This window comes from Acinetobacter dispersus, from assembly GCF_009884975.1.
Taxonomy (GTDB): Bacteria; Pseudomonadota; Gammaproteobacteria; order Pseudomonadales; family Moraxellaceae; genus Acinetobacter; species Acinetobacter dispersus.
This window is the reverse complement of sequence record NZ_CP041970.1, coordinates 739,957-752,096: the sequence shown is the minus strand read 5'-3', so window position 1 is coordinate 752,096 and position 12,140 is coordinate 739,957. Positions and strand designations below refer to the sequence as shown.

Annotated in this window: 10 protein-coding genes; 4 read left to right on the top strand and 6 right to left on the bottom strand. The window is 40.1% G+C overall.

Features of this window, described 5'->3' with window-relative positions:
- Positions 1 to 65: 65 nt before the first annotated feature.
- Positions 66 to 437: a hypothetical protein gene (locus FPL17_RS03140; RefSeq protein WP_151715325.1), complete on the bottom strand. Its 372-nt coding sequence runs from the start codon at positions 435 to 437 to the stop codon at positions 66 to 68.
- Between the two features lie 286 nt (positions 438 to 723).
- Between FPL17_RS03140 and rlmKL the strand changes: the two genes are divergently transcribed.
- Complete coding sequence (gene rlmKL / locus FPL17_RS03135) at positions 724 to 2,928, top strand: bifunctional 23S rRNA (guanine(2069)-N(7))-methyltransferase RlmK/23S rRNA (guanine(2445)-N(2))-methyltransferase RlmL (protein WP_151715326.1); 2,205 nt, start codon at positions 724 to 726, stop codon at positions 2,926 to 2,928.
- On the opposite strand, the gene FPL17_RS03130 is transcribed toward rlmKL, so the two are convergent.
- Positions 2,921 to 3,367: a hypothetical protein gene (locus FPL17_RS03130; protein ID WP_005212921.1), complete on the bottom strand. Its 447-nt coding sequence runs from the start codon at positions 3,365 to 3,367 to the stop codon at positions 2,921 to 2,923. The genes rlmKL and FPL17_RS03130 overlap by 8 nt on opposite strands.
- Positions 3,368 to 3,537: 170 nt before the next feature.
- Positions 3,538 to 6,117, bottom strand: coding sequence for an ATP-dependent chaperone ClpB (clpB, locus tag FPL17_RS03125; protein WP_005212922.1), 2,580 nt, complete (start codon positions 6,115 to 6,117; stop codon positions 3,538 to 3,540).
- 260 nt (positions 6,118 to 6,377) lie between these two features.
- Here clpB and FPL17_RS03120 point away from each other — a divergent pair, with 260 nt between their 5' ends.
- Entirely contained in the window at positions 6,378 to 7,178 is an 801-nt protein-coding gene (locus FPL17_RS03120) for a M23 family metallopeptidase (RefSeq protein WP_159883168.1), read from the top strand.
- Between the two features lie 71 nt (positions 7,179 to 7,249).
- Here the strand turns inward: FPL17_RS03120 and FPL17_RS03115 are convergent, their stop codons facing one another.
- Positions 7,250 to 7,672 (bottom strand): OsmC family protein, encoded by a 423-nt coding sequence (locus FPL17_RS03115; RefSeq protein ID WP_005295012.1) that lies wholly within the window; start codon positions 7,670 to 7,672, stop codon positions 7,250 to 7,252.
- A gap of 148 nt (positions 7,673 to 7,820) precedes the next feature.
- On the opposite strand from FPL17_RS03115, the gene crp reads away from it, so the two are divergent.
- Together crp and FPL17_RS03105 are read left to right on the top strand one after the other, a co-directional pair.
- Positions 7,821 to 8,528 carry a cAMP-activated global transcriptional regulator CRP gene (crp, locus tag FPL17_RS03110; protein ID WP_005187555.1) on the top strand — a complete coding sequence of 236 codons (708 nt, stop codon included), beginning with the start codon at positions 7,821 to 7,823 and terminating at the stop codon, positions 8,526 to 8,528.
- 201 nt (positions 8,529 to 8,729) lie between these two features.
- On the top strand, positions 8,730 to 9,506 hold the full coding sequence (locus FPL17_RS03105; protein WP_005187552.1) for a M48 family metallopeptidase: 777 nt from the start codon (positions 8,730 to 8,732) through the stop codon (positions 9,504 to 9,506).
- 68 nt (positions 9,507 to 9,574) lie between these two features.
- On the opposite strand, the gene FPL17_RS03100 is transcribed toward FPL17_RS03105, so the two are convergent.
- Entirely contained in the window at positions 9,575 to 10,453 is an 879-nt protein-coding gene (locus FPL17_RS03100) for a class I SAM-dependent methyltransferase (RefSeq protein ID WP_159883166.1), read from the bottom strand.
- Positions 10,454 to 10,548: 95 nt separating this feature from the next.
- On the bottom strand, positions 10,549 to 12,069 hold the full coding sequence (locus tag FPL17_RS03095) for a flavin-containing monooxygenase (protein WP_151715330.1): 1,521 nt from the start codon (positions 12,067 to 12,069) through the stop codon (positions 10,549 to 10,551).
- Positions 12,070 to 12,140: the final 71 nt, after the last annotated feature.

The following is a 12,140-nucleotide window of genomic DNA, read 5'->3' as shown; positions in this document are numbered from 1 at the left end:
TAAGTAAAAAGGATGTAATTCCCCTCTTACATCCTTTATTTTCTATTCTTTAAAAGACTTAGCGCTTAGCGTAACGCGCCAATATAATGATGATGAACCTGCGCCTGATATATTTCCTCTTCAGTGACTTCTACTGAATAAGTTTCTAAAACCTCAGCTTTTACTTTTTTAGCTTCGGCTTTTACTTCTAGTGCGGCAAAACTTGGCTCGGCATATAGATCAATCAATGGACTTAAACGAGCTACAAATCGTGCCAATTCTTGATCCTCAGTTGCTAGGGCAACTTCAAGCACATGTTTAGCATAATCTTGATTATTGACTAAATACATTACATCAATCACACGACCACAAACTCGTCTTAAACGGACATACATTTGAGTTGCAATCGTAAAAGCTTCAGCATTGACCGATACTTCGCTATTCATGCTTTCTTTCATAACATCCTCACAGCCATCAAATTAAAATTCTTAAATTTCATCAGTTTTAAGTAAAATCGTTCACTGATGTGCTGCAAATTTAAAAGCAAAAGATGTACCAACTATTTAATAAAATAGTTGATAAAAATGAAATACATCGCACTTGTAATACCGTGTTATCTAAGCCCAATAGCTAAAAAAGTGTAATTATTAGGTGATAAACCTGACAATCAAACAAATATGCACCGACAGAACCAATAAAAATCAGTTAAAATAGCCGATTGCTAAAAATGTTTTGGAAATTTGAATGAACGCTAAACCACGTCTAACAGACTATTGGGTCACCTGTGCGGACGGGCTTGAAACCTTACTACAACAAGAGCTTGAAGATTTAGGCATTCAAAATATCCAGCGTTTTGCAGGGCGTTTAGTATTTAAAGGTACATTGGAAAATGCATACCGCATTTGTATGTGGTCTCGTTTAGCCTCTCGAGTGCTCTTACCGATTCATACACATGAATTGGAACACACGCACGATGCTCGTGATGTAGCCGAAGAACTCTATGAAGGTGCAATCAGTTTTGACTGGTCACTCATTTTTGCACCACAAAGTACCTTTGCAGTTCGCTTGCATATAGAACGTGACATTAAGGTAAATTCACAATTTGCGACCTTGCGTGTAAAAGACGGTGTTGTAGATTCCTTTATGGAAGCAGTCGGTAAGCGTCCAAGTATTGATATTAAGCAACCAGAAATTACACTGTACGCATTGGCAGGTAAAACCGAACACACCTATTGCCTAGATCTCTCAGGTGATTCTTTACATAAACGTGGCTATCGCCGTTTTATGACTGAAGCACCAATCAAAGAAAATTTGGCGGCTGCGATTCTACAAAAAGCACAACTCGCGCAATATCAGCCTGACATTATCCTTGACCCAATGTGTGGTTCAGGTACATTTATTATTGAATCCTTATTAATTTTGACTGATCGTGCACCCGGTTTAGTTCGCCGTTTTGGTTTTAATGGTTGGCATGGACACGACAATGAATTGTGGATGACACTCAAAGCTGAAGCTGCTGAACGCCATGAAAAAGCATTACAGCAGCCACTACCACAGTTCTATGCTTATGATGCAGACTGGGAAGCAGTAAAAGCTACACGTCAAAACATCATTGCCGCAGGCTTTGAAAATTTACTGGATAAGATCCAAATTGAAGAACGCACTTTAGCAGACTGGGATGACTTCCATGCTGAAGGTAAAAAAGCCTTTATCGTGACCAACCCACCGTATGGTGAACGTTTAGGTGACAAAGCGTCTAACCGCTCACTCTACTTAGGCTTATCTGCCCTATTACAAAAGAATTTCCCAAATCAACGCGCAGCCATTATTGCTGCTCAAGTTGAACAAGCTGATGTTCTTGCTTTTAACGATCCACAAATTTTACGTTTGATGAATGGTAAATTACCAATTTACGTTCGTTTTGGTACAGTGAAGCCTGCAACAGTTACCCAACCATTTTTAGCTTCTTGGCAACCACAACAATTTGAAAAAATTGAAGGTGCTGAAGACTTTACCAATCGTTTGCAGAAAAATATGCAGGCATTGAAAAAATGGGCGGTGAAAGAGAACGTCTACTGTTTACGTCTTTATGATGCAGATTTGCCTGATTTCAATATAGCAGTCGATTTATATGGCGATCGTTTGCATGTGCAAGAATACGCACCACCGAAAACCATTGATCCAGAAAAAGCTAAAAAGCGTTTTAACCTTGGTCTTGCTGCAATCCGTGCTGTAACAGGCTTAAACCGTGATGCTATTTTTATCAAAACACGTGCAAGGCAGGCAGGTACGACGCAATATACCAAGCAAAGTACAGCTTCTAAGCGCTTTATTGTTCAAGAAGGTGACGCACGAATTTTAGTGAACCTGACCGACTACTTAGATACGGGCTTATTCTTGGATCACCGTCAAATTCGTCTGAGAATTGCCAAAGAAGCACGTGGCAAGCATTTCTTAAATCTTTATAGCTACACCTCTACAGCAAGTTTACATGCTGCTTTAGGTGGCGCAGCAAGTACGACCAGTGTCGATTTATCCAATACTTACTTAAATTGGTCAAAAGAAAACTTTGTGCTGAATGGTTTAACTGTCGATCATGCCGATGAACAGCATATGTTCTTTGCAAGTGATTGCTTTGAATGGTTAAAAGAAGGCCATGAACAGTATGATCTAATCTTCATTGACCCACCAACCTTCTCGAACTCGAAAAAGTTTTATGGAACTTTTGATGTTCAGCGCGACCATATCTCCTTACTTAAACGAGCAATGAACCGTTTAACCAGCGATGGGACTTTGTACTTCTCCAATAACTATCGCGGTTTTGAGCTGGATGAAGAAATTGAGGCGATGTATCAAGTTGAAGAAATTACCTCTGAAACGATTGGTCTAGATTTCAAACGCAATCAAAAGATTCATCGTGCTTGGAAAATACAACACCCAGCTATTTGACAACAAGCTCAATATTAGTTTCATCATTATAAGTCACATGGACATTGCCTGAATCGAATTCATATACTCTGAATCGATCAGGTGGTTGTTCATGTGGCTTAATCGTAGCCTCTCTCTTATCCTTATCTCTTGTATCAACAGCCAATATTTTCTTTTGCTCCTCGTGAGAAGAAAGTACCCCGTCTAAAATCGTATTGACTCGAATATCACCTAAATATTTATCACTTAAGATACGCTGTGAACGCCAACGTTGTTCTTCAGGTTTTAACGCATCTTGCTGAGCTTTAATGATAATACTGGGGAGCGCATTATTCAGCGCGCCAGTTTGTAAGGCGAGTATTCCCTCATTCAATGGCTGTGCAGCATTCGCCATTGAAGATAAAGCGGTTATCAACAAAATTACACAAGTATATGCGCAATGATGTCTGCTATTTTCCATTGCAATTCATCCTGAATTTTTTTCTTATTTGCTCAAGAAACTATCAAGTTTTTCATCAAGTCGCAATGTCATTGGTAATATTCCTGAAAAAATCAGACCAGTTGCACCAATATAAAAAAAGATGGTGACTTTCATCACCATCTTTTTTGGTCAAACATAAAAATTTCTGCTTAACTCAGTTTCATTTTATCGAAAATCAGATGACCATTTTCACCTTTGATTAAAATGTTATCTCCAGCTTGGAATTCACCAGACAGGATTTTTTGAGCCAAACTATTTTCCACTTGTTGCTGAATCGCACGTTTCAAAGGACGAGCACCGTATATCGGATCGAAACCAGCATCGATCAATAGATCGAAAGCAGTGTCATCCACAGTTAAGCCCATATCTCGATCACTCAAACGTGAACGTAAGCGATCTAACTGGATATCGGCAATACCACGAATCTGTGCTTTTTGCAGTGAATGGAAAATCACCAATTCGTCAATACGGTTAATAAACTCTGGACGGAAATGCTGTGTTACCGCATTCATAACCACAGTTCTCACCTCATCATCAGTCGCCCCTTCACCCAGCTCACGTACATCTTGTGAACCCAGATTAGAGGTCATTACGATCACCGTATTTTTAAAGTCGATCACACGGCCTTGCGAATCAGTTAAACGACCATCATCCAAGACTTGCAATAAAATATTGAACACATCTGGATGCGCTTTTTCCACCTCATCAAACAACACCACACTATATGGCTTACGACGTACGGCTTCAGTTAGAACGCCACCTTCTTCATAGCCGACATAGCCTGGAGGCGCACCGACCAAACGACTGACAGAGTGTTTTTCCATAAACTCACTCATATCGATACGAATCATGGCATCATCACTATCAAACAAGAAGTTTGCCAATGCTTTGGTTAACTCAGTTTTACCGACCCCTGTTGGACCAAGGAACAAGAATGATCCACTTGGGCGATTTGGGTCAGATAAGCCAGCACGTGAACGACGGACTGCATTAGACACTGCAACCACAGCTTCATCTTGTCCCACCACACGATTATGTAAAAACTCTTCCATTTTCAGAAGTTTTTCACGTTCACCTTGCAGCATTTTCGTCACAGGGATGCCTGTAGCCGCGCTCACGACTTCAGCAATCTCATTTTCAGTGACTTTGGTCCGAATCAACTTCGGTTCTTCATTTTCTTCTGCAACTTCAGCTTGCTCTAAGCGTTTCTGTAACTCTGGAATAACTCCATATTGCAAACGTGCAGCTTCAGCCAAATCGCCTTCACGTTTGGCTTTTTCCAAAGCACTACGCGCTTGATCCAGTTCGACTTGTGCTTTTTTATCACCTTCAACCAGTGTTTTTTCAGCTTTCCAAATCTCTTCTAAATCATTGTACTCTTTTTGCTTTTCCGCAATTTGCTGTTCAAGATGATTGACTTCAGCTTTACTGCCGACATCTTCATCTTTTTTCACCGCTTCGAGCTGCATTTTTAATTGAATCAAACGGCGATCTAATTTATCTAAAGCTTCAGGCTTAGAGTCGATCTCCATCTTGATACGTGACGCAGCTTCATCAATCAAATCAATTGCCTTATCTGGTAACTGACGATCAGTGATATAGCGATGTGACATTTTCGCAGCAGCTATAATCGCTGAATCTAAAATTTGTACACCGTGATGGGTCGCATATTTCTCTTTTAGACCGCGTAGAATCGCAATGGTATCTTCAACACTTGGTTCATCCACCAACACTTTTTGGAAACGACGTTCAAGTGCAGCATCTTTCTCGATATATTGACGATACTCATCTAAAGTCGTAGCACCAACACAACGAAGTTCACCACGCGCCAAGGCAGGTTTAAGCATATTGCCTGCATCCATCGCGCCATCACCTTTACCTGCGCCTACGAGTGTATGAAGCTCGTCGATAAACAGAATGATTTCACCTTCATGTTTTGCCAAGTCTTTAAGAACTGCTTTTAAACGTTCCTCAAATTCACCACGATATTTTGCACCTGCAAGTAGTGAACCCAAGTCGAGTGACAGTACACGCTTATTCTTTAAGCTTTCTGGTACTTCACCATTGATAATACGCTGCGCTAAACCTTCTACAATCGCAGTTTTCCCAACCCCTGGTTCACCAATCAGTACAGGGTTATTTTTAGTACGACGAGATAGTACTTGAATAGTACGACGGATCTCATCATCTCGGCCAATCACAGGGTCTAACTTCCCAGCCAAGGCACGCTCAGTCAAATCGATGGTATATTTATTTAGTGAGTCACGTTGATCTTCGTGATTATTACTCATGACTTTGTCATTTCCTCGAATATTTTCAATTACCTTACGTAAACTTTCTGGTGACACACCAACACTATTTAAAATAGTTTTGGTTTCGCCCGTTTCTGCCAGGCTAAGTAAAACCCAATCCGTAGATAAAAACTCATCACCTGCTTTCTGTGCATAGCGGTCAGCTAAATTGAGAGCCTTGACCGCTTCAGGATTCAGATTGATATCACCTGTCGGATTTGCCAAAGTCGGTGCATTTTGCACCGCTTGTTCAAGTTTCTGCTTTAACTCTGGTAAACGTGCACCCGCTTGTTGCAATAAACTCAGATTGGCTGGCTCTTCTAATAAAGATGTTAAGATATGAATCCCTGCTATTGCAGTGTGATCTTTACCCATAGCCAATGATTGTGCATCTGAGAGCGCTTGCTGTAAGCGGTTTGTAAATTTTTCAAATCGCATTCTTGTTATTCCTCACAACAAATTTTTAACTTATCACTTAGATGGGAACACTTTTTAAAATTTCAAATAAAATTTATATATTTTCAATATTTTATATAAAATAAAAAATATAAGACTCGACATTAATATGGGTACAAAAACAATCTATTTCAAGTATATTTTGTATAATTTTGCTACCTAATCTGTTTTGCACAGCAGCAAACTTGTACATTTAAGCAGAACCTTTTAGCTTACAGCTTTCTTTATTCATCATGATGACCATGTATTTAAAAAAAATTTATCTTGTCGCTACTTGTCTTCTGCCGCTTCATGTTGCTTATGCGCAACTGCCACAAGATTCGAGACGGGCTGGTGGAATCGCGGTTATTCCTCTAGAAGCACATACCACTCAAGTTTTTTATGAACAAAATCCTGTACTCATTACACAGGAAGGTTCCCAACGTTATGCGGTGTTTGGCATCCCTTTATCCGCGCCTTTAGGGACACTCACCTTAAAAACCAATAATAGTCCAATTCAAATTGAGCTTAAGCCATATCCATATGCTGAGCAGCGTTTAACCGTCAAAAACCAAGACTATGTCAATCCAAAGCAAGAGCAACTGGATCGTTATGCACGTGAAGCAAAAGAGCAAAATGATATTTATAACTCTTTTAGTCAAAGTACATGGAACAGTTTCCCAAACTTTATCCGCCCTACAGCAGGTAAATTTAGCAACTCTTTTGGCCGTAAACGCTTTTTTAATGGTGAAGAGCGTGCTCCACACTCAGGTTTGGACATTCCAGCCCCAACTGGTCAAAAAGTAATTGCACCTACTGATGGTATCGTAGTGCAAACTGGAAACTATTTCTTTAATGGCAATACAGTCCTGATTGACCATGGGCAAGGTTTAATCAGTATGTTCTGTCATCTAAGTAAAATTAACGTAGAAAAAGGACAACGCATTCGTCAGGGTGAAACGCTTGGCTTAGTGGGCAATACTGGACGAGTCACGGGGGCTCATTTACATTGGGGTATGAGTCTAAATAATGCTCGGGTAGACCCACAATTATTTCTAAAATAAAAAGAAAAGCTTATAAAAAAAGTGATCTATAAAAATAGATCACTTTTTAGAAAAACTTAATAATTTAAGCTTTATGCAGCTTCAACAATTTCAAAATCATGGGTAATTTCAACACCACCGTCCGCAAGCATTTTGCTCGCCGAACAATATTTCTCCGCCGAAAGTTCAACTGCTTTTTCAACTTGCTTGGTTTTTACCGCTTTACCTGTCACCACGAAATGTAAATGAATTTTAGTGAACACGGCTGGAATCGAATCTGCTCTTTCCGCTTTTAGCTGACATACGACACCCGTCACATCTTGGCGAGATTTCTTTAAAATGGTCACAATATCAAACGAAGCACACCCACCAAGTCCCATTAAAATCAATTCCATAGGACGTGGACCACGGTTTTCACCCCCATATTCAGCAGAACCGTCCATCACCACAGTGTGGCCACTTTCTGATTTTGCCTCAAAAGCAACATTCTCTAACCAATGTACACTTGTTTGCATTGCAACTACCCGAAAAACGTTATAAATTTACTCTGTTCTTGTACACTAACATAAAATGAGTTGATAAGGAATTTCATCTCTTCTGTGTAGAAAAGGCTCTAGCAAGGGCCTGTGCGATCGGTTTTATCCAAATTCGGAAATTTTAAGCATGACTTCAAATTTTTCACAACTTAGCACTGATGCTTTGTCTCCAGGTCAACTACCTGAATCAGTTAAAGCATTGCTAAAACGTGCTCATATTAACAGATACCCTAAACGCACCGCGATTGTTGACGCTGGAACTGAATCAAAATCACTGTATTTAATATTAAAAGGTTCAGTGTCAATTATTTTACGTGAAGATGATGAACGTGAAATCGTCGTTGCCTACTTAAACCCAGGTGACTTCTTTGGTGAAATGGGGCTTTTTGAAAAGAACCCTCAGCGTACCGCAGAAGTACGTACTAGAGATGTATGTGAAATTGCAGAAATTTCTTATGACAATTTCCATGAGTTAAGTAAACAATACCCAGATCTAAGTTACGCTGTGTTTGCTCAACTGGTACGTCGCCTTAAAAATACAACGCGTAAAGTCACAGATCTTGCATTCATCGACGTATCTGGTCGTATCGCTCGCTGTTTAATTGACTTATCTGCGCAACCTGAAGCAATGATTTTGCCGAATGGTCGTCAGATTCGTATTACACGTCAAGAAATTGGTCGTATCGTGGGTTGTTCTCGTGAAATGGTTGGACGCGTACTCAAAACGCTTGAAGATCAAGGCATGATTCAAACTGATGGTAAGGCAATCTTAATTTTTGATGCTTCTTTGGAAGAAAATACTTTTACTGAAGAAGAATATGATGAAGAGGATTAATTTGATCTAAGATTAAATTAATTCGAACTAAAGCCAGTGCCCGTCACTGGCTTTAGTTTTTCAATCAAGCAGATAACTGTTGCTGATTACATAATTACAATGATTATAGAGGTATTCAGAATGTTAACTGCTGTCAACATTTTTTATAATCCTCCCTAATTACGACTATATTCATAAGATACTGATTTGGAGAGAATAAGTATGAAGAAGTTAGCTTTGAGCCTTTGTGCTGTTACTGTAATGACAATTTCTGGCTGCGCATCTTTCGCAGATATGGCAGGTGCTGACAGTGCAACCTTGAATGCTCAATCCGCACAAGGCTTCGCTAAAATGACACAAGAAGCGCGTGCCAAAAACCAACTGGATAGCAGCTCAAGTACTTATCAACGAATTAATACTGTCTTCCAACGCTTAAAGCCTTATGCAGACCAAATGAACCAGACTGGTCAACGCTTTGACTGGCAGTTGGCTGTATTAAAATCAGATACCGTCAATGCTTATGTTGCGCCAGGCGGCAAAGTAGTTTTCTATACAGGTATTGTCAACAAGCTGAATTTAACCAATGATGAGATTGCGGCAATTATGGGTCATGAGATGACGCATGCTTTAGAAGAACACGCAAAAAGTAAAATTGGTGCTCAGGCTTTAACAAATCTTGCGATTGGTATCGGTAAATCATACGCAGGTAGCAGCATAGGTGATCTAGGCAGCGCGGCAATCGATTTGGGCAGCCAAGTGGGTGTTGGTCTACCTTACTCTCGTAACTTGGAAAGCCGTGCTGATTACGGTGGTTTAATGTTGATGGCGAAAGCTGGCTATAACCCAAATGCGGCGATTAGTCTTTGGGAAAAAATGAATCGTTTAGATGGTGCTGGTGGTAGCTCGTTCTTATCAACGCATCCATCAAATACGCAACGTATTAGTGATATGCGTAAAAACTTACCAGCTGCATTAGCGCTTTATAATAAACGCCGCTAAGCAATAAGCCCTTTAATTCGCAGTATAGAATTAAAGGGCTGTTTCTTTCGTACCAACAGAATAAAAAATTAAGCTTTGATCAATTGCAGATGCAACATATGTGTCGCAACAGTATGGCGGATATGATCTGACCGTGCATGAAAATAACGTTCAGTTAAGCCATCCCCTGATAAATCCTCAGTGACGATATACCCCATTTGTTCTACTGCCTGATGCAGTGTCTTTGGTCTAAATTGCCCTTTTAGTGGTTCTTTTAAAAACCGAGTAAATTGCGACACAAACAAGGTGCCTAAACGCTCTATACCCTCCAACTCTCGATAGTCAACCGAGTAATCCAAGACCACTTCACTTCCCTGTGCTGCTATCTGAGAAATACTTGCCAACGTATTTAAGGTTGTTGCTGGTTCTAGATAATGTGTCGTCCCCAACCATGAGAAAAAAGCAGCTTGATCCTGTTTAAAAGTACTTCGTGCTAAAGCATCTACAATTGATTCTTTTTCAAAATCAATCGCAACAAATTCAACATTCGCTGGAAGTGCGCCATATTGGCGTAGTTTGCGTTGTTTTGCTGCTTGGGTATCTGGATGATCTACTTCAAATATTTTTAACTGTGGGTATTTCTGGGCCTGTCGTAAGGTAAAAGAATCCAGGCCTGCTCCTACGAGCACATATTGTTGAATCCCCTGCGCCATTGCTTTCTCAAGTAAATCTTCCGCATATCTTGAACGCCCAACCACCTGTCCAGTCAATAAACCAAAAGTACGGTTAAACACAGCGGAGTTCATTACTTTCACAGTTACCGAAGTGGTTAACAGTTTCTTCCAGCCCTTACTGGTTAATTCAAATGCAAAAGGGTCAGAAAAGACTGGATTTTCAGCATTTTGAAAATGATTGGCACGTAATGCTGCGGCTGCTTCTGCTGTGCGACTCGATTGTCCTTCTTTCATTTTGATTCCCCATTTTTATTGCTATCTTGCAAAAAATAAGCAGCAAACTCCATCGCTAGACAAAATTTACTGCTTATTAATGACTAAATTAAAAATTATTTAGTTTTTTCAGTTTGATAGGTCACTTGATAATCATTTAAGTCCATACGTTTCAAACGTTGCTTTAACTTTTTCAATGACCACGGCCATGCAGCAAAGTTACGACCATTGGCATCCAAGTAGTAACTCTTACATCCACCCGCATTAAACACCGTAGTTTTAAGATGTTTTTGCACCAGTTCATTATGATGCTTGATCACTTCAGGCTTGATGTTCAGCTTGGCGATGCCTTTTTCTTTGATTTTCAGTAGGCCATCAACAATATAATCAAGTTGTGCTTCAGCCAAACCAATGAATGAGTCATACACCAAGACATTTGGTCCTAAAACCAAGAAAGCATTCGGGACATTCTCAATACTGGTACCTAAATACGCTTCTGGTGAACTGCTTTTCCAAAGATCATTCAGGCATTCGCCTTTCTCATTTGAGACACGTTTGCCAATAGGAGGATGCGATACTTCGAAGCCTGTTCCCCAAATGATCACGTCCACTTCATGACGTTCACCATTCGCAGACACCACAGTATTACCTTCTACTTTTACCAATCCATGTGGAATCAGTTTGGTATTCGGTTGTTGTAATGCTGGATAGTAATTGTTGGCGAACAACAGACGTTTACAGCCGATAGTAAAGTTTGGGGTTACGTTTTTACGTAACTCAGGATCTTCAATTTGGAAACGTAAAATCAATTTCGCCAATTCTCCAACAGGCTTGAGTACTGCTGGGTTACGTAAACCAAAATTGATCGCATTTAAAGACTGAGCAACAGTTTGACGCCACGTCTTTTGAATCAATGGAAATTTTTCAATCAGGGCTTTACTAACATCACCTAAATCAGTGTCGGGCTTTGGTACCACCCAAGGAGCTGTACGCTGATAGACATACAACTCTTTCGCCAAAGGCTGAATCTGAGGAACAAACTGAATCGCAGAAGCTCCTGTTCCAATCACAGCAATGCGCTTGCCAGTTAGATCGTAATCATGATTCCATTTTGCTGAATGGAACATTTCACCTTTAAAGGTTTCCAAACCCTCAAGTTTTGGAATTTGTGCCTCAGTAATTGGACCCGTTGCAAAAACCACAGTTCTCGATAAGTTTTGACCTTTATTGGTATCAATCACCCATAGATTGCGCTCTTTATCCCATGCTGCATTCAATAGCTCTGTACCAAATTCAATTTTTGAGCTGACGTTAAAGTTTTCGCTCACTTCTTCTAAATAGCTCAGAATCTCTGGCTGGCGAGCGAACAAATGACTCCATTTTGCGCTTGGTGCAAATGAATATGAATACAACGCCGATGGTACATCACAGCCACAACCTGGATAGGTATTTTCTCGCCAAGTTCCCCCTACGCGTGTCGCTTTTTCAATGATCTTGTAGTTGCTATAACCCACTTGATCAAGACGAATTGCAGTTGCAATACCCGAAATCCCCGCGCCTACGATAAAACTATCATAGATGTGTTGTGGTAAAGCCTTTCCTTCAGCTGAGTTTAATTTTTTTGCTTGAGCTGTCATTTAAAAATATCCTTTATTCATTCAACTGAAATAAGCCTTTCGCTAATCGAGGTTCATCTTATTTCAGTGTT

Coding starts and splice junctions, on each gene's coding strand:
- FPL17_RS03140 (WP_151715325.1), bottom strand. CDS start 437: ATGAAAGAAAGCATGAATAGCGAAGTATCGGTCAATGCTGAAGCTTTT.
- rlmKL (WP_151715326.1), top strand. CDS start 724: ATGAACGCTAAACCACGTCTAACAGACTATTGGGTCACCTGTGCGGAC.
- FPL17_RS03130 (WP_005212921.1), bottom strand. CDS start 3,367: ATGGAAAATAGCAGACATCATTGCGCATATACTTGTGTAATTTTGTTG.
- clpB (WP_005212922.1), bottom strand. CDS start 6,117: ATGCGATTTGAAAAATTTACAAACCGCTTACAGCAAGCGCTCTCAGAT.
- FPL17_RS03120 (WP_159883168.1), top strand. CDS start 6,378: ATGTATTTAAAAAAAATTTATCTTGTCGCTACTTGTCTTCTGCCGCTT.
- FPL17_RS03115 (WP_005295012.1), bottom strand. CDS start 7,672: ATGCAAACAAGTGTACATTGGTTAGAGAATGTTGCTTTTGAGGCAAAA.
- crp (WP_005187555.1), top strand. CDS start 7,821: ATGACTTCAAATTTTTCACAACTTAGCACTGATGCTTTGTCTCCAGGT.
- FPL17_RS03105 (WP_005187552.1), top strand. CDS start 8,730: ATGAAGAAGTTAGCTTTGAGCCTTTGTGCTGTTACTGTAATGACAATT.
- FPL17_RS03100 (WP_159883166.1), bottom strand. CDS start 10,453: ATGAAAGAAGGACAATCGAGTCGCACAGCAGAAGCAGCCGCAGCATTA.
- FPL17_RS03095 (WP_151715330.1), bottom strand. CDS start 12,069: ATGACAGCTCAAGCAAAAAAATTAAACTCAGCTGAAGGAAAGGCTTTA.